This window comes from Klenkia terrae (assembly GCF_900491935.1).
Taxonomy (GTDB): Bacteria; Actinomycetota; Actinomycetes; order Mycobacteriales; family Geodermatophilaceae; genus Klenkia; species Klenkia terrae.
Window position 1 is genome coordinate 3,614,339 of record NZ_UEXK01000004.1, and the last position, 16,139, is coordinate 3,630,477.

Below are 16,139 nucleotides of genomic sequence, written 5' to 3' on the forward strand. Positions count from 1 at the left end.
CGTCGATGGCCGAGACGCCGATCCCTGTCCGCACCTGTGTGGGCTGCCGACGACGCGCCCCGGTCACCGAACTGCTGCGCGTCGTCGTGCGGGACTCCCGGCTCACCCCGGACCCCGCCCGCCGGCTCCCGGGACGGGGTGCCTCCGTGCACCCCACCCTCGAGTGCCTGCGCGCAGCGGATCGGCGTCGGGCCTTCCCGCGGGCGCTGCGCGTCAGCGCCCCGCTGGAGACCGGACTGCTGCAGGACCACGTCGACCCGGCGCGGACCGGCAGTGCACAGCACCAACCGTCGGACCGGCACCCGGCCGGTCCGCTCGTCGAGAGCAGGACGTCCTCGGATGACCCACCCGTGAAGTCGCACCGATGACCATGTACCACTGACGACGAGGTCGAGCGGGCTAGCCGCCGGCCTCACCACTGAGGAGACCCGTGCCAGGCAAAGCCCGCGTACACGAGCTCGCTAAAGAGCTCGGTGTCGACAGCAAGGCCGTACTCGCCAAGCTCAAGGAGCAGGGCGAGTTCGTGAAGTCCGCATCGTCCACCGTCGAGGCCCCCGTGGCCCGCCGTCTGCGCGAGGCCTACGGGTCCACGACGCCGACCCCGGGTCCCCGGCCCGCCCGCCGCGGGGCGGTACGGGGTCAAGCAGGGGCCCGAGGCCCGAAAACCCTCAAAGACCCCCCCCGCAGCGCCCGCCGGGAGGGCCACCCTCCCCGCCGCCCAGGCCGCCGCAGAGCAGGCAAAGCTCTCGGGTGAGGGCGAGCGGGCCCGCCGGTCGGCGCTGGCCGACGCCGAGGCGATCGAGGGCGCCAAGCGCGGTGAGGCCGANAAGGACCTCACCGCGCTGGAGCGGGTCGGCGTCCTGCGGCGGGGGGACGGCGGGGGGGTCCCCGGCGGGGGGGGGGGGGGGGGGGCGCCGGGGGGCGCGCGCGGCGGGGGGGGGGCCGCGGGGGAGGGGGGGGGCGCCCCGCGCCCCGGCGGTGCCGCTCCGCGGCCCGGCCCCCGTCCGGCCCCGCGGCCGGGCAACAACCCCTTCAGCAGTGCGCCGCGTCCCGCCGCGCCCGGCCGCCCCGGCGGTCAGGCCCCCGGCGGCAGCGCGCCCGCGCAGGGTGCCCCGGGCCAGGGCGGTCCCCGTCCGGCCCCCGGTGCCGGTGGGCCCCGTCCGCCGTCGGGCCCCGGTGGCCCGCGTCCGGCCGCCGGTCCCGGTGGACCGCGTCCCAACCCGGGCATGATGCCGCAGCGTCCCAGCCCGGGCATGATGCCCGGCCGGGCTGCCGGTCGTCCCGGTGCCCCCGGTGGCCGTGGCCGTCCGGGTGCTCCCGGTGCCGGTGGCGGCTTCCGCCCCGGTGGCGGTGGCGGTGCCCCCGGTGGCGGCGGCGCTCCCGCGGGCGGTTTCCGTCCCGGTGGTGGCGGTCGCGGCCGTGGTCGCGGTGGCTCCGGTGCCGGTACCGCGGGTGCCTTCGGGCGTCCCGGTGGTCGCGGACCCGTCCGCGGGCGCAAGAGCAAGAAGCAGCGGCGTCAGGAGTTCGACTCCATGTCGGCGCCCTCGATGGGTGGCGTCAGCCTGCCCCGCGGCAACGGGCAGACCGTCCGGCTGCCCCGCGGTGCCTCGCTGACCGACCTCGCCGAGCGGATCGACGCGCAGCCGGCCGCGCTGGTGACCGCCCTGTTCCACCTGGGCGAGATGGTCACCGCCACGCAGTCGGTGAACGAGGACACGCTCCAGCTCCTCGGCGCCGAGATCGACTGGGTCATCCAGGTCGTCAGCCCCGAGGACGAGGACCGCGAGCTCCTCGAGACCTTCGACCTCACCTTCGGCGACGAGGAGGGCGACGAGACCGACTGGGACTGGCGTCCGCCGGTCGTCACGGTCATGGGTCACGTCGACCACGGCAAGACCAAGCTGCTGGACGCCCTCCGCAACACGAACGTCGTGGCGAAGGAGGCCGGTGGCATCACCCAGCACATCGGCGCCTACCAGATCGTCACCGAGCTGGACGGCGTCGAGCGGCCGATCACCTTCATCGACACCCCGGGTCACGAGTCGTTCACCGCGATGCGTGCCCGTGGCGCCAAGGTGACCGACATCGTGGTGCTGGTCGTGGCCGCCGACGACGGCGTCATGCCCCAGACGGTCGAGGCGCTCAACCACGCCCAGGCCGCCCAGGTGCCGATCGTGGTCGCGGTGAACAAGGTGGACAAGGAGGGGGCCAACCCCGCCAAGATCCGCCAGCAGCTCACCGAGTACGGCCTGGTCGCCGAGGAGTACGGCGGCGAGACGATGTTCGTCGACGTCTCGGCGACGGCGCGCACCGGCCTGGAGGACCTCGAGGCCGCGGTGCTGCTGACCGCCGATGCGTCGCTGGACCTGCGCGCGAACACCGAGCAGGACCCGCAGGGCGTCGTCATCGAGGGCAAGCTGGACAAGGGTCGGGGCCCCGTCGCCACGGTCCTGGTCCAGCGCGGCACGCTCCGCGTCGGCGACTCGATCGTGGCCGGCGACGCCTACGGTCGCGTCCGGTCGCTGCTCGACGAGCACGGCAACAAGCTGAAGGAGGCCCTGCCGGCCCGCCCCGTGCAGGTCGTGGGTCTCACCTCGGTGCCCCGCGCCGGCGACACGTTCCTCGTCGTCGAGGAGGACCGCACGGCCCGGCAGATCGCCGACCGCCGCCAGGCCCGGATCCGCAACGCGCAGAACGCCTCGGCGCGCAAGCGGATCAGCCTCGAGGACCTGGACGCAGCCCTCAAGGAGAGCCGCGAGCTCAACCTGATCATCAAGGGCGACAACTCCGGCACCGTCGAGGCGCTGGAAGAGGCGCTGATGAAGATCGAGGTCGACGACGACCTGTCGCTGCGGGTCATCCACCGCGGCGTCGGCGGGATCACCAAGAGCGACATCGACCTGGCGCTGGCCGACGACGTCATCGTCCTGGGCTTCAACGTCCGGGCCGAGGGCCAGGCCACCGAGCTCGCCAACCGCGAAGGCGTGGACGTCCGGTACTACTCGGTCATCTACCAGGCCATCGAGGAGATCGAGGCCGCGCTCAAGGGCATGCTCAAGCCGATCTACGAAGAGGTCCAGCTGGGCCGCGCGGAGGTCCGCGAGGTCTTCCGGGTGCCCAAGATCGGCAACGTCGCGGGTTCGCTGGTGCGCAGCGGCACGATCGTGCGCAACAGCAAGGCCCGGCTCATCCGCGACGGTGCGGTCGTCGCCGACAACCTGTCGGTCGACTCGCTGCGCCGCTTCAAGGACGACGCGACCGAGGTCCGCGAGGGCTACGAGTGCGGCATCGGGCTGGGGTCGTTCAACGACATCAAGCCCGAGGACGTCATCGAGACGTTCGAGCTGCGCGAGAAGCCCCGCGCCTGACGGACGGGACCCCGCTGCCCCCGGGCAGCGGGGTCCCTCCCGCACGTCCACCGGGAGGTCTGGTTGTTCACCGGTTCGCTGACCGCTGACCTGCTGCTCGGTGACGTGCACTCGCTGAAGGGCAAGCGCGCCGTGGTGAAACCGATCGTGGCCGAGCTGCGGCGCCGCTTCGCCGTCGCGGCGGCGGAGGTCGGCGACCAGGACCTGCACCGTCGCGTGCAGGTCGGGGTCGCCACCGTGGCCGGCGAGGCCGGGCAGGTGACCGACGTCCTGGACGCGTGCGAACGGATGCTGGCCGAACGGCCCGAGGTGACCCTGCTGGCCACCCACCGACAACTGATCAGCGACACCGATTCCTGAGAGGTCCTCGCTATGGCCGACGCGGCCCGTGCACGGAAGCTGGCGGTGCGCATCCGCCAGATCGTCTCCGCCACGATCGAGATGCAGATCAAGGACCCCCGGCTGGGGATGGTCACCATCACCGACTCGCGGGTGACCAGCGACCTGCGCGAGGCCACGCTGTTCTACACCGTGTACGGCGACGCCGAGGCCGTCGCCGACTCCGCGGCGGCGCTGGCCAGCGCGACGGGGGTGCTGCGCTCTACGGTCGGCAAGCAGACCGGCATCAAGTTCGTCCCCACGCTGGAGTTCATCGCCGACGTCGTCCCGGACACCGCCCGCGAGCTCGAGGAGGCCCTCGAGCGGGCCCGCCGGGCCGACGAGGAGCTGGCCCGGGCCCGGGAGGGTGCCGCCTACGCCGGCGACGCCGACCCTTACCGCAAGCCCGCCCTCGACGACGAGGACGAGGACGGCACCGAGGGCACCACCGACGACGTCACCGACGGCACCGCCGACGGCGGCGTCCCGGCCGACGACGAGCTCGACACCCACCGGCAGAGGAGCACCCCGTGACCGAGGCGGTCGACCCCGACCCGAACACCCCGCAGGAGGACCAGCCGGGCTCGACCCTGGGTGGTCGGACCGTGCCGGGGGACCGGCGCGACCCCACCGCGGGCGGTCGGGACGGCGAGGCCGGCTCCGCCGACCCGGCCACCGACCCCAACGCGGCCTCCATCGCCGCCGACGAGCCCACCGACGGCGGCCCGCCCATCCCGGTCGCCGGCGGCTCGCCCGGCGAGGAGCCCGACGAGGTCCCGCACGCCTCGTCCGGCCCGACCGACAGCTGATCCCGGTGGCCCCCGAGGGTGCCCTGGGTGCCGCGGTCGCCCTGCTGTCCCGGGCCGCCGACGACGGCTCGGTCGTCGTCCTGTCGGCGCACGTGCAGCCCGACGCCGACGCCCTGGGCAGCACGCTGGCGCTGGCCGAGGGGCTGCGCCGGCGCGGCGCCCGGGTCACCGCGACCTTCCCCGGGCCGTTCGTGCTGCCCGCCTCGCTGGGGTGGCTGCCCGGCGCCGACCGCCTGGTGCCCGCCGACGCGCTGCCCGCCGCCCCCGACCTCGTGGTCGGGCTGGACGCCGCCGACCTCCGCCGGCTCGGCGAGGTCGGACCGGTGCTGGCCGCGGCCCCGCAGTCCCTCGTCGTGGACCACCACGCGTCCAACCCCGGCTTCGGCGCGGTCCGGCTGATCGACGCCGACGCCGCGGCCACCGTCGTCCTGGTCGCGGACCTGCTCGACGGCCTCGGCGTCGACCTGGACGTCGACCTCGCCACCTGCCTGTACGCGGGGCTGGCGGCCGACACCGGGTCCTTCCGCTTCGGCAACACCTCCCCGGGTACGCACGCCCTGGCCGGCCGGTTGCTGGGCACCGGGATCGACCACGCCCGGATCAGCCAGCGGTTGTTCGACACCGCGCCCTTCGGCTGGCTGGCGCTGCTGTCGCTGGCGGCCGGCCGGGCCGCGCTGGAGACCGGCACCGGCGCCGGCCTGGTGTGGACCTGGGCGACCGCTGCCGAGGCCGCCGGGCACGGGTTGGCCGCCGACCACCTGGAGGCCCTGGTCGACGTGGTGCGCTCGGCGCAGGAGGCCGACGTGGCCTGCGTGCTCAAGGGCGACGACGACGGCAGCTGGAACGTCTCGCTGCGCTCCCGGGGCGGCACCGACGTGTCCGCGATCGCGCAGGCGCTCGGCGGCGGCGGCCACCGGATGGCCGCCGGCTTCACCTCCCACGTCGGCCGCGAGGAGACGATGGCCGCCATTCGGGGACACCTGATGTCGGCCTCCGGCCTCCACCCGCGGCCAGGGGCCGTCCCCGACCGGGCATGAGCCGGCTCGGACGACCCGGTCGGGAGCCCTCCGGGCCCCGCGACCGGTCCGTCCCCGCCCTGGCGCTGCCGGCGCTGGTCGTCCTGGCGGCCGAGCCGCTGTACCTGCTGGTCGACACCGCGGTCATCGGCCACCTGGGCACCGTCCAGCTGGGCGGGCTGGCCGTGGGCGGTGGGCTGCTCGCCCCGGTCGTCGGGCTGCTGAACTTTCTGGCCTACGGGACGACGGCCCGCGCGGCCCGGCGGGCGGGCGCCGGGGACCGGGCGGGCGCCGTCGCCGAGGGCGTGCAGGCCACCTGGCTGGCCCTGGGCCTCGGCCTGCTGGGCGTCCTGGGCTTCCAGCTCGCCGCCGGACCGCTCACCCGGCTGCTCGCCGGCGGGGCGGGACCCGTGGCGTCGGCGGCCGAGGGGTGGCTGCGGATCGCCGTCCTCGGCCTGCCCATGCTGCTGGTCGCCCTGGCCGGCAACGGTTGGCTGCGCGGGGTCGCCGAGCTGCGCCGCCCGGTCCGGTTCGTCGTGGCCGGGAGCCTGGTGAGCCTGGCGCTCAACCCCCTGCTGGTCTACCCCGCCGGGCTGGGGCTGGAGGGTTCGGCGGTGGCCAACGTCGCCGGCCAGACCGTGTCCGCCGTCCTTTTCCTGGCCACCCTGCGCCGCGAGGGCGTCCCGCTGCGGCCCCGGCTGCCGGCGGTCCTCGCCCAGCTGACGATCGGCCGCGACCTGCTGCTGCGCGCCGCCGTCCTGCAGGGCGCCTTCGCGGTGGCCGCCGCCGTGGTGGCCCGGTCGAGCACCGCGGAGCTCGGCGCCCACCAGATCGCGCTGCAGCTGTGGCTCTTCCTGGCCCTGGTCCTGGACGCCTACGCGATCGCCGCGCAGACCCTCGTGGGCCAGGCGCTGGGTGCCGGCCGGGTGGACGAGGCCCGCGGCGCTGCCCTGCGGGTCGCCCGGTGGGGGCTGGGCACCGGGGTGGTCGTGGCGGCGGCCCTGCTGCTGGCCCGTCCGGTGGTGGTCCCGCTGTTCACCGACGACCCGGCCGTGCTGGCCCAGGCCGCGGTCGTCTGGTGGTTCCTGGCCCTGATGCAGCCGGTGGCCGGTGTGGTGTTCGCGCTGGACGGCGTCCTCATGGGCGCCGGCGACGTGGCCTACCTGCGAACGGTGACCATCGGCTCCTCGCTGGTCGGCTTCGTCCCGCTGTCGCTGCTGTCGGTCCCGCTGGGCTGGGGGCTGCCCGGGGTGTGGAGCGGGCTGACCCTGTTCGTCGCGCTCCGGCTGGTGGCGGTGGTGGCCCGGGTGTCCGGCCACCGGTGGACCTCTGCGACGGTGGTCCGGTGAGCCCGAGGAAGCCCGACGCCGACGTCCCGCCCGGCCTGCTGGTCGTGGACAAGCAACCGGGGATGACCTCCCACGACGTGGTGGCGATCGCCCGGCGGGTGCTCTCGGTGCGCAAGGTGGGCCACGCCGGGACGCTGGACCCGATGGCCACCGGCGTCCTCGTGCTGGGCGTCGGCACCGCGACCCGGCTGCTGGGGTACCTGTCGGGGAACGACAAGAGCTACGCGGCCACCGTCCGGTTCGGCCAGACCACGGTCACCGATGACCGGGAGGGCGAGGTGCTCGAGACCACCTCCGCCGCGCACCTCGCCGACGACGACGTCCGCGCGGCGCTGGCCGCCCAGACCGGGCCCCTGCAGCAGGTGCCGTCCTCGGTCAGCGCGGTGAAGGTCGACGGCGTGCGCTCCTACGACCGGGTGCGGGCCGGCGAGGAGTTCGAGCTGGCCGCCCGCTCGGTCACCGTGCACGCCCTCGCCGTGCACGGGATCCGCCGTCCGACCGCGGACCTGGTCGACGTGGACGTCGACGTCACCTGCTCCACCGGCACCTACATCCGGGCCATCGCCCGGGACGCCGGGGCCGCCCTGGGCGTGGGCGGCCACCTCACGGCGCTGCGGCGCCCCCGGTCGGGTCCCCTCGACGAGGCGGTGGCCCGGCCGGTCGAGGAGGCCGCCGCGGCGCTGCTGGCCGGCGGCGGTACCGGGTTCGTGCCGCTGACCACCGCCGCGACCGCGGTCTTCCCCGAGCGCCGGGTGACCGCCGCGGAGGCGGTGGACCTCGGCCACGGCAAGCGGGTCGCGGCGACCGGGGCGCCCGGCCTGCACGCGGCCGTCGACCCCGACGGGCGGCTGGTCGCCCTCGTCGAGGACGCCGGGACGACGGCCCGGGTCGGGGTCGGCTTCCCCGCCTGAACGGGCTGCGGACCCCCGGGGGCTGGGGCAGGCTGGAGGCATGAGCGTCGTGAAGATCAACGTGCTGACCGTGCCGGCCGAGGCCCGCGAGCGGTTGGAGGACCGCTTCAGCAACCGGGCCGGGGCCGTGGAGGCCTCCGACGGGTTCGAGTGGTTCGAGCTGCTCCGCCCGGTGGAGGGCACCGACTCCTACCTCGTCTACACCCGCTGGCGCAGCGAGGCCGACTTCGAGGCGTGGCAGAACGGGCAGGACTTCGCCCGGGGCCACTCCGGCGGCGGGTCGGGGATGGCCCCGGCCGCCACCGGGTCCAGCGTGTGGTCCTTCGAGGTGGTCACCCAGGCGTCGCCGAAGGCATGACGGCCCGTTCGACGTCCCGTTCGACGTCCCGGACCGTGGTCGCCCCCCGGACGGCGGCCGCCCAGCGCTCCTCCCGCCCGGCGGGGGTGAGCACCTGGTCGGCCGTCGTGGCCACGAAGTCGGCGACGACGGCGGCGAACCGGGCCGGGTCGTCGACCTGCGGGAAGTGCCCGGCCCCGGCGAAGACCTCCAGCCGGCTGCCGGGCAGCTGAGCGTGCAGGTCGTGGGCGTGCCGCACCGGGATGACGGTGTCCGAGCCGCCCCAGACCAGCAGGAGCGGGAGGGCCTCGGCGAGGTAGAGGCGGTCGGCGGCGCTCACCCGCTGGCCCCCGGCGTCCAGGACGGCGCGGGCGGTGTGCACGAAGGCCGCGCGGGAGTCCGCGTCGGCGAGCGTGTCCAGCCCGGTGACCACCTGGGTGGTGCCCGGCGGGGTGAAGCGCTGCAGCGGGCCCAGCACCTGCCGGCCCGCCGCGCGGGTCCAGCGGTTGAACACCGCGGGCAGCACCCACTCCGCGCCCGGCAGGGTCACGGCGCGGAGGGCGGGGGAGACGTCGCGGCCCAGGCCGCCGGAGTCCACCAGCACCAGCCGCTCGACCAGGGCGGGGAACTGGTGGGCGAACTGCAGGGCGATGCCCCCGCCCAGGCTGTGCCCCACCACGGTGGCGGCCTCGGCGCCCAGCACGGTGAGCAGGTCGCGCGCCTGGGTGGCGAACGAGCCCAGGCTGTAGTCCCCGGCCGGCTTCTCCGACTGCCCGTGGCCCAGCAGGTCCGGGGCGACCACCCGGTGCGTGCGGGCCAGCTCGCCCAGCGCGGGACCGAAGCTGGCCCCGGACCCGAGCAGGCCGTGCACCAGCAGGAGCACGGGGCCGTCCACGCCGCCGATCCGGGCGTGCAGGTCGTGCCCGTGCAGGCGGACCCGGATCCGCCGCACGCGGGTCGACGTCCATGGTGTGTCCGCGGGTGACATGCACCGAGCCTAGGACGCCGGGCAGCCCGGCAGTGCAGCTCCGCCGTCGCGGCCGGGCCGGGGGACCGGGGCTAGTCTCGGGTCGCCGGGCACGTGCCCGGCGTCGTCCCGATCCGAAGTGGGAGCCATGACCGACATGCTCAGCCCCAGCCGTACCTCCTCGCGCACCTTCGCCGAGGGCGTGCCGGTGGTGGTGGAGCAGGCCACCCCGCGCCCGGCCGCCGAGCGCCAGCAGCTGCTGGCCGACCCGGGCTTCGGCAAGGTGTTCACCGACCACATGGTGGTCGCGCGGTACGTCGCCGGTCGGGGCTGGACCGAGGCGAAGCTGACCGGCTACGCGCCGCTGCAGCTGGACCCGAGCACCGCCGCGCTGCACTACGCGCAGTCGATCTTCGAGGGGCTGAAGGCCTACGCCCAGCCCGACGGCTCGGTCTCGATCTTCCGGCCGGAGCAGAACGCCGCGCGGATGGCCCGCGGCGCGGTCCGCATGGCCATGCCGCCGGTCCCGGCCGAGGGCTTCCTGTCCGCCGTCGACGCCCTGGTCGACGCCGACCGCGACTGGGTCCCCACCGGCCCGGACCAGACCCTCTACATCCGGCCCTACCAGCTGGCGGTCGAGCCCTTCCTGGGCGTGCGGCCGGCGGCGGAGTACCTCTTCGTCGTCATCGCCAGCCCGGCCGGGGCCTACTTCCCCCGCGGCGTGCAGCCGGTGTCGGTCTACCTCTCCGAGGACTACATCCGCGCCGCCCCCGGCGGCACCGGCGACGTCAAGTGCGCCGGCAACTACGCCGCCAGCCTGCTGGCCCAGGAGCAGGCCATCGCGGCCGGCTGCGACCAGGTCGTCTGGCTGGACGCGACGGAGAAGAAGTACGTCGAGGAGATGGGCGGGATGAACCTGTTCTTCGTCCTCGGCACCGGCGCCGACGCCGAGCTGGTCACCCCCGAGCTCACCGGCACCCTGCTGCCCGGCATCACCCGCGACTCGCTGATCACCGTGGCCCGCGAGATGGGCCACCGGGTGACCGAGCGCCGGTTCACCGTCGAGGAGTGGCGGGCCGGCGTCGCCGACGGCACGGTCACCGAGACCTTCGCCTGCGGCACCGCGGCGGTCATCACCCCGGTCGGCGAGGTCAAGGCCCGCACCGGCGACTTCACCGTGGGCGACGGCACCCCCGGCACGCTGACGATGGCGCTGCGCGAGCGGCTGCTGGACATCCAGCACGGCCGGGTCGCCGACGACCACGGCTGGCGGCACACCGTCACCGCGGGCTGAACCGGTGCAGAGATGGCGCGGGCTGGAGGCCACCCCGGCCGACCTGGGTCGCACGGTGGTCACCGTCGGCATGTACGACGGCGTCCACCTGGGGCACCAGCAGCTGGTGGCCGCGGCGGTCGCGAAGGCGCGGGGGCTGGGTCGACCGGCCCTGCTGCTGACCTTCGACCCGCACCCGGCCGAGGTGGTCCGCCCCGGCTCGCACCCGGCCATCCTCACCTCGCCGGACCGCAAGGCCGAGCTGGTCGCCGACCTGGGCGTCGATGCCATGTGCGTGCTGCCGTTCACCCCGGAGTTCAGCCGGCTGTCCCCGGAGGGCTTCACGCACACCGTGCTGGTCGAGCACCTGCACGCGGCCGCGGTGGTGGTGGGGGAGAACTTCACCTACGGCCACCTCGCCGCCGGTGACGTCGCCTCCCTGACCCGGGAGGGCCGCCGGTTCGGCTTCGCCGTCGAGGGGCTCGGGCTGCAGACCGCCAGCGCCACCGACGTGGCCGACGACGGCGAGGTCACCATCTCCTCGACCTACATCCGCGCGTGCGTCTCCGCCGGTGACATGCGCTCGGCCGCCCGTGCCCTGGGCCGCCCGCACCGGGTGGACGGCGTCGTCGTCCGCGGGGACCGGCGCGGGCGCGAGCTCGGCTACCCCACGGCCAACGTCGAGTCGCCGAAGTTCACCGCCGTCCCCGCCGACGGCGTCTACGCCGGCCGGTTGGTGCTGCAGGACCCGCACGGCCGCAGCGGCGAGAGCTTCCCCGCCGCCATCTCGGTGGGCACGAACCCGACCTTCCAGGGCACCCGGCGCACCGTGGAGGCCTTCCTGCTCGACTGGTCGGGCGACCTCTACGGCGAGCACGTCGGCGTCGAGTTCGTCGAGCGCCTGCGCCCGATGGTCGCCTACCGGGGCGTCGAGGCCCTCATCGAGCAGATGGACCAGGACGTGGTCCAGGCGCGGGTCGTCCTGCAGGTGCCGTGACGAGTGGGGCCCGGAGGGTCCCGCAAGGATCGGCAGGGGGGCTCGTCGGAGGTCGGGACGGCACCTGGCCGCGGTCGGAGTCCGCAGGACGACCATCAGCACCGTGTAACCTGGTGGGAGCGTCGGGAGACCGACGCGTGTGCATGCTGCCCCCGTGACACCGACCGGGGGCCACACGTGACCTGCCCAGGAGGCACCACATGGCGCTCGACAGCGCGACGAAGAAGCAGATCATGACCGAGTACGCCACGGTCGAGAGCGACACCGGTTCCCCCGAGGTGCAGGTCGCGATGCTGACCCGACGGATCAGCGACCTGACCGAGCACCTCAAGATGCACAAGCACGACCACCACAGCCGGCGGGGCCTGCTCCTGCTGGTGGGCCGGCGTCGCCGGCTGCTGAACTACCTGGCGAAGACCGACATCAGCCGGTACCGCTCGCTCATCGAGCGGCTCGGCCTGCGCCGCTAGCCAGTCGAGGGGACCGCTCCGCACCGCGGAGTCGGTCCCCTCACTCGTGCGGCACCCGTCGCACGGGCCCAGGCGGCCACGCCCGGCCCTGGTCGCGCCACCCCGGCGCACGGCCCGGTCCTCGGTGGTGGCCCCCGGGATGCGGCAGGCGCACGCCCCGCAGCCCGAGGGCTTCGATCGAAGACCGGTCCCAGGGACCACCCGGTGCACCGCCGCCGAACCAAGAGGGCGCCGCCGCATGCGGCGCAGGAAGAGGACACGATGTCCGCACCCACCACCGACGTCGTCGACTACGACGAGGACGGCGTCTTCACCGCCTCCGCCGTGATCGACAACGGGTCCTACGGGTCCCGCACCGTCACCTTCGAGACCGGCCGGCTGGCCAAGCAGGCCGCCGGCTCCGTCGTCGCCACCATGGGCGACACCACGCTGCTGTCGGCCACCACGGCCGGCCGCCAGCCCAAGGACCACTTCGACTTCTTCCCGCTGACGGTGGACGTCGAGGAGCGGATGTACGCGATCGGGAAGATCCCCGGTTCGTTCTTCCGCCGCGAGGGCCGCCCGTCCGAGGACGCCATCCTCACCTGCCGGCTGATCGACCGCCCGCTGCGCCCGACCTTCGCCAAGGGCCTGCGCAACGAGGTACAGGTCGTCATCACCGTGCTGAGCCTGGACCCCGACCACCTGTACGACGTGCTGGCGATCAACGGCGCCTCGGCGTCCACCCAGCTGTCGGGCCTGCCCTTCTCCGGCCCGGTCGGCGCCACCCGCGTCGCGCTGATCAACGGCCAGTGGGTGGGCTTCCCGACCCACACCGAGCTCGAGGACGCCGTCTTCGACATGGTCGTGGCCGGCCGCGTGCTGCCCGATGGCGACGTCGCGATCATGATGGTCGAGGCCGAGGCCACCGAGAAGACCATCGACCTGGTCGCCGGTGGGGCCACCGCCCCGACCGAGGAGGTCGTCTCCCAGGGCCTCGAGGCCGCCAAGCCGTTCATCAAGGCGCTGTGCGACGCCCAGTCCGCGCTGGCCGGCAAGGCCGCCAAGCCCGAGGCGCACTTCCCCCGCTTCCTGGACTACCAGGACGACGTCTACGCCGCGGTCGAGGCCCAGGCCACCGAGAAGCTCACCGCTGCCCAGGCCATCCCGGGCAAGGCCGAGCGCGAGGACGCCACCGACGCGCTCAAGGACGAGGTCAAGGCCGCGCTGGCCGACCAGTTCGAGGGTCGCGAGAAGGAGGTCTCCGGTGCCTTCCGCGCGGTGACCAAGAAGGTCGTGCGCCAGCGCATCCTGCGCGACAAGGTCCGCATCGACGGCCGCGGCGTCACCGACATCCGGCCGCTGTCGGCCGAGGTCGAGGTGCTCCCGCGGGTGCACGGCTCGGCGCTGTTCGAGCGCGGCGAGACCCAGATCATGGGTGTCACCACGCTGAACATGCTCCGCATGGAGCAGCAGCTGGACACGCTGAACCCGGTGACCCGCAAGCGCTACATGCACAACTACAACTTCCCGCCGTACTCCACCGGCGAGACCGGCCGCGTGGGTTCGCCCAAGCGTCGCGAGATCGGCCACGGTGCCCTCGCCGAGCGGGCGCTGCTGCCGGTGCTGCCCGACCGCGAGGCGTTCCCCTACGCCATCCGCCAGGTCTCCGAGGCGCTGGGCTCCAACGGCTCGACGTCGATGGGCTCGGTCTGCGCCTCCACCCTGTCGCTGCTCAACGCCGGCGTGCCGCTGCGCGCCCCGGTCGCCGGCATCGCCATGGGTCTGGTCTCCGACGAGGTCGACGGGCAGACGCAGTACGTCGCGCTCACCGACATCCTCGGCGCCGAGGACGCCTTCGGGGACATGGACTTCAAGGTCGCCGGCACCAAGGACTTCGTGACGGCGCTGCAGCTGGACACCAAGCTCGACGGCATCCCCTCCGACGTCCTCGCTGGTGCGCTGACCCAGGCCCGCGCGGCCCGGCTGCACATCCTTGACGTCATGCTCGAGGCGATCGACGGTCCCGACGAGATGAGCCCGTTCGCCCCCCGGGTGACCACGGTGCGCATCCCCGTCGACAAGATCGGTGCGGTGATCGGGCCCAAGGGCCAGATGATCAACGCGATCCAGGACGAGACCGGCGCGGACATCACCATCGAGGACGACGGCACGATCTACGTCGGCGCCTCCGACGGCCCGTCCGCCCAGGCCGCGGTCGACCGGATCAACGCCATCGCCAACCCGACGCTGCCCAAGGTCGGCGAGCGGTTCCTGGGCACGGTCGTCAAGACCACCGCCTTCGGTGCCTTCGTCTCCCTGCTGCCCGGCCGCGACGGCCTGGTGCACATCAGCAAGCTGGGCAACGGCAAGCGGATCGCCAAGGTCGAGGACGTCGCGAACGTCGGCGACAAGCTGCAGGTCGAGATCACCGACATCGACGCCCGCGGCAAGATCAGCCTGGTCCCGGTCGTCGAGGGCGGTGCCTCCGCGGAGGCGCCGGCCGAGGCCGCCGACGCCCCTGCGGGTGAGTGACCACGGCTGACACCAGCCTGGACGGCGCCGGGGTGGGTGCGGCTGCGGCCGCGCCCACCCCGGTGGTCGTCGGGCACACGGAGGTCCTCGACGTCGACGAGTTCGGCGGTCGCGTCGAGCGCACCGAGCTGCCCGGCGGGCTGCGGGTCATCACCGAGCTGATGCCCGGTGTCCTGTCGGCCACCGTGGGCATCTGGGTCGGTGTCGGCTCCCGGGACGAGACGCCGGTGCTGGCCGGGTCCTCGCACTTCCTGGAGCACCTGCTGTTCAAGGGCACCCGGTCGCGCACGGCGCTGGAGATCGCCACGGCGATGGACGCCGTCGGCGGTGAGATGAACGCCTTCACCGCCAAGGAGCACACCTGCTACTACGCCAACGTGCTCGCCAGCGACCTGCCGTTGGCGGTGACCCTGCTCGGTGACCTGGTCACCGATGCGCTCAACACCGCCCCGGACCTGGAGTCCGAGCGCACGGTGGTGCTCGAGGAGATCGCCATGCGCGACGACGAGCCCGCCGACGCCGTCCACGACCTGTTCGCCGAGACGCTCTTCGGCGACACCCCGCTGGGCCGGTCGGTGCTGGGCACGGTCGGGTCCATCGAGTCCCTGACCCGCGAGGACGTCGACGGCTGGTACCGCGGCCGGTACGCCGCCCCCTCGATCGTGGTGGCCGCCGCCGGCCGGGTCGACCACCGCGAGGTCCTGGAGCTGGTCCGGCAGGCGTTCGGCGAGCGGCTGTCCGGCGACACCCGCCCGGACCCGCTGCGCACCGGGGACGACGGGGTGTCCACCGCGCCGGCCCGGCGCACCGGCCTGATCCACCGCCGCACCGAGCAGACGCACCTGCTGCTGGGCTCGGTGGGCATGGGGCGGCTGGACGACGCGCGCTACGCCGCAGCGGTGCTGGACGCCGCCGTCGGCGGGGGGATGAGCTCCCGGCTGTTCCAGGAGATCCGCGAGAAGCGGGGCCTGGTCTACAGCGTGGGCTCCGCCCTCACGCACTACGCCGGGACCGGGGTCTTCTCCGTCTACGCAGGCTGCGCGCCCAAGCGGGTGCCCGAGGTGCTGCGGCTGATCCGGGAGTCCCTGGGTGAGGTCGCCGCGCACGGCATCACCGACGACGAGGTGGCCCGCGGCATCGGCCAGCTCAAGGGCGGCCTGGTGCTCGGTCTGGAGGACACCGGGTCCCGGATGAGCCGGCTGGGCAAGAGCGAGCTGTCCTACGGGGAGTACCTGCCGGTCACCGAGGTGCTCGCCCGGTTGGACGCCGTCGGTGCGGACGCGGTGCGGGCGGTCGCGGCCGACCTGTTCACCCGGCCGACGGCGCTGGCCGTGGTCGGGCCGTACCGGGACAAGGACCTGGAGCGGCTGTCGGCATGAGGGAGTGGTTCGGCGAGCACGGCGCACTGGCCCGCGGCGCGTTCGTGGTGACGGTGCTGGTGTCGCTCGCCGTCCTCTTCGCCCCGCCCGGCGACGTCCCGCCCAGCCCCTACGGCATCGACAAGGTCGTCCACGCGGCCCTGTTCGCCGCGCTGGCGTTCACCGCCCGCTGGGCCGGGGTGGGTCAGGCGGTCACCGCCGGGCTGGTGGTGCTCTACGGCGCCGTCAGCGAGGTGGTGCAGGGCACCGACCTGGTGCAGCGGGACGCCTCGCTGGGGGACCTGCTGGCCGACGTCGTCGGCGTCCTGGTCGGGCTGGCCCTCTGGCGGCTCGCGGAACAGGTCCGGCCGCGTCCCTGACCGGCCCGGGGT

17 protein-coding genes are annotated in these 16,139 nt (G+C 74.4%); 16 read left to right on the forward strand and 1 reads right to left on the reverse strand.

The genetic code is table 11. The features are described from left to right. Positions 1 to 5 precede the first annotated feature (5 nt). The 10 genes from LFA75_RS18030 to LFA75_RS18075 all read left to right on the forward strand — a co-directional run bounded on the left by LFA75_RS18030 (position 6) and on the right by LFA75_RS18075 (position 8,189). Positions 6 to 368 carry a YlxR family protein gene (locus tag LFA75_RS18030; protein ID WP_225234977.1) on the forward strand — a complete coding sequence of 121 codons (363 nt, stop codon included), beginning with the start codon at positions 6 to 8 and terminating at the stop codon, positions 366 to 368. Between the two features lie 62 nt (positions 369 to 430). Continuing rightward, positions 431 to 754: a translation initiation factor IF-2 N-terminal domain-containing protein gene (locus tag LFA75_RS18035; protein WP_225234978.1), complete on the forward strand. Its 324-nt coding sequence runs from the start codon at positions 431 to 433 to the stop codon at positions 752 to 754. 778 nt (positions 755 to 1,532) lie between these two features. Next, positions 1,533 to 3,368 (forward strand): translation initiation factor IF-2, encoded by a 1,836-nt coding sequence (gene infB / locus LFA75_RS18040; RefSeq protein ID WP_225234979.1) that lies wholly within the window; start codon positions 1,533 to 1,535, stop codon positions 3,366 to 3,368. A 63-nt stretch (positions 3,369 to 3,431) separates the two neighbouring features. Next, complete coding sequence (locus LFA75_RS18045) at positions 3,432 to 3,728, forward strand: DUF503 domain-containing protein (RefSeq protein ID WP_225234980.1); 297 nt, start codon at positions 3,432 to 3,434, stop codon at positions 3,726 to 3,728. Between the two features lie 12 nt (positions 3,729 to 3,740). Beyond that, positions 3,741 to 4,280, forward strand: a complete 540-nt coding sequence (rbfA, locus tag LFA75_RS18050) for a 30S ribosome-binding factor RbfA (protein WP_225234981.1) — start codon at positions 3,741 to 3,743, stop codon at positions 4,278 to 4,280. Then, positions 4,277 to 4,555 carry a hypothetical protein gene (locus LFA75_RS18055; RefSeq protein WP_225234982.1) on the forward strand — a complete coding sequence of 93 codons (279 nt, stop codon included), beginning with the start codon at positions 4,277 to 4,279 and terminating at the stop codon, positions 4,553 to 4,555. Before rbfA ends, LFA75_RS18055 begins: the two co-directional genes overlap by 4 nt. Before the next feature lie 5 nt (positions 4,556 to 4,560). Beyond that, the gene (locus LFA75_RS18060; protein ID WP_225234983.1) at positions 4,561 to 5,592 is read left to right on the forward strand and encodes a DHH family phosphoesterase; all 1,032 of its coding nucleotides are present in this window, start codon (positions 4,561 to 4,563) and stop codon (positions 5,590 to 5,592) included. Further along, a complete protein-coding gene (locus LFA75_RS18065) occupies positions 5,589 to 6,920 on the forward strand; it encodes an MATE family efflux transporter (RefSeq protein ID WP_225234984.1) in 1,332 nt (443 codons plus the stop codon). The genes LFA75_RS18060 and LFA75_RS18065 overlap by 4 nt, the downstream gene beginning before the upstream one ends. After that, positions 6,917 to 7,831: a tRNA pseudouridine(55) synthase TruB gene (truB, locus tag LFA75_RS18070; RefSeq protein ID WP_225234985.1), complete on the forward strand. Its 915-nt coding sequence runs from the start codon at positions 6,917 to 6,919 to the stop codon at positions 7,829 to 7,831. Before LFA75_RS18065 ends, truB begins: the two co-directional genes overlap by 4 nt. Before the next feature lie 40 nt (positions 7,832 to 7,871). Continuing rightward, complete coding sequence (locus LFA75_RS18075; RefSeq protein WP_225234986.1) at positions 7,872 to 8,189, forward strand: antibiotic biosynthesis monooxygenase family protein; 318 nt, start codon at positions 7,872 to 7,874, stop codon at positions 8,187 to 8,189. Here LFA75_RS18075 and LFA75_RS18080 read toward each other — a convergent pair. Continuing rightward, the gene (locus tag LFA75_RS18080) at positions 8,164 to 9,120 is read right to left on the reverse strand and encodes an alpha/beta fold hydrolase (protein ID WP_225234987.1); all 957 of its coding nucleotides are present in this window, start codon (positions 9,118 to 9,120) and stop codon (positions 8,164 to 8,166) included. The two genes, LFA75_RS18075 and LFA75_RS18080, sit on opposite strands and share 26 nt — an antisense overlap. Before the next feature lie 163 nt (positions 9,121 to 9,283). Between LFA75_RS18080 and LFA75_RS18085 the strand changes: the two genes are divergently transcribed. The 6 genes from LFA75_RS18085 (at position 9,284) to LFA75_RS18110 (ending at position 16,127) form a co-directional block, all read left to right on the forward strand. Further along, complete coding sequence (locus tag LFA75_RS18085; protein WP_225234988.1) at positions 9,284 to 10,429, forward strand: branched-chain amino acid aminotransferase; 1,146 nt, start codon at positions 9,284 to 9,286, stop codon at positions 10,427 to 10,429. 4 nt (positions 10,430 to 10,433) lie between these two features. Then, positions 10,434 to 11,405: a bifunctional riboflavin kinase/FAD synthetase gene (locus LFA75_RS18090; RefSeq protein ID WP_225234989.1), complete on the forward strand. Its 972-nt coding sequence runs from the start codon at positions 10,434 to 10,436 to the stop codon at positions 11,403 to 11,405. Between the two features lie 200 nt (positions 11,406 to 11,605). Next, positions 11,606 to 11,875: a 30S ribosomal protein S15 gene (gene rpsO, locus LFA75_RS18095; protein WP_225234990.1), complete on the forward strand. Its 270-nt coding sequence runs from the start codon at positions 11,606 to 11,608 to the stop codon at positions 11,873 to 11,875. A gap of 261 nt (positions 11,876 to 12,136) precedes the next feature. Continuing rightward, on the forward strand, positions 12,137 to 14,389 hold the full coding sequence (locus LFA75_RS18100) for a polyribonucleotide nucleotidyltransferase (RefSeq protein ID WP_225234991.1): 2,253 nt from the start codon (positions 12,137 to 12,139) through the stop codon (positions 14,387 to 14,389). After that, positions 14,386 to 15,768 carry a M16 family metallopeptidase gene (locus LFA75_RS18105; RefSeq protein ID WP_225234992.1) on the forward strand — a complete coding sequence of 461 codons (1,383 nt, stop codon included), beginning with the start codon at positions 14,386 to 14,388 and terminating at the stop codon, positions 15,766 to 15,768. Before LFA75_RS18100 ends, LFA75_RS18105 begins: the two co-directional genes overlap by 4 nt. Continuing rightward, positions 15,765 to 16,127 carry a VanZ family protein gene (locus LFA75_RS18110; RefSeq protein WP_225234993.1) on the forward strand — a complete coding sequence of 121 codons (363 nt, stop codon included), beginning with the start codon at positions 15,765 to 15,767 and terminating at the stop codon, positions 16,125 to 16,127. Before LFA75_RS18105 ends, LFA75_RS18110 begins: the two co-directional genes overlap by 4 nt. The last annotated feature ends 12 nt before the right edge of the window (positions 16,128 to 16,139 follow it).

What these genes read in the sequence shown, in the direction of transcription:
- LFA75_RS18030 (WP_225234977.1), top strand. Translation starts at nt 6, where the DNA reads ATGGCCGAGACGCCGATCCCTGTCCGCACCTGTGTGGGCTGCCGACGA.
- infB (WP_225234979.1), top strand. Translation starts at nt 1,533, where the DNA reads ATGTCGGCGCCCTCGATGGGTGGCGTCAGCCTGCCCCGCGGCAACGGG.
- rbfA (WP_225234981.1), top strand. Translation starts at nt 3,741, where the DNA reads ATGGCCGACGCGGCCCGTGCACGGAAGCTGGCGGTGCGCATCCGCCAG.
- LFA75_RS18065 (WP_225234984.1), top strand. Translation starts at nt 5,589, where the DNA reads ATGAGCCGGCTCGGACGACCCGGTCGGGAGCCCTCCGGGCCCCGCGAC.
- LFA75_RS18075 (WP_225234986.1), top strand. Translation starts at nt 7,872, where the DNA reads ATGAGCGTCGTGAAGATCAACGTGCTGACCGTGCCGGCCGAGGCCCGC.
- LFA75_RS18085 (WP_225234988.1), top strand. Translation starts at nt 9,284, where the DNA reads ATGACCGACATGCTCAGCCCCAGCCGTACCTCCTCGCGCACCTTCGCC.
- rpsO (WP_225234990.1), top strand. Translation starts at nt 11,606, where the DNA reads ATGGCGCTCGACAGCGCGACGAAGAAGCAGATCATGACCGAGTACGCC.
- LFA75_RS18100 (WP_225234991.1), top strand. Translation starts at nt 12,137, where the DNA reads ATGTCCGCACCCACCACCGACGTCGTCGACTACGACGAGGACGGCGTC.
- LFA75_RS18110 (WP_225234993.1), top strand. Translation starts at nt 15,765, where the DNA reads ATGAGGGAGTGGTTCGGCGAGCACGGCGCACTGGCCCGCGGCGCGTTC.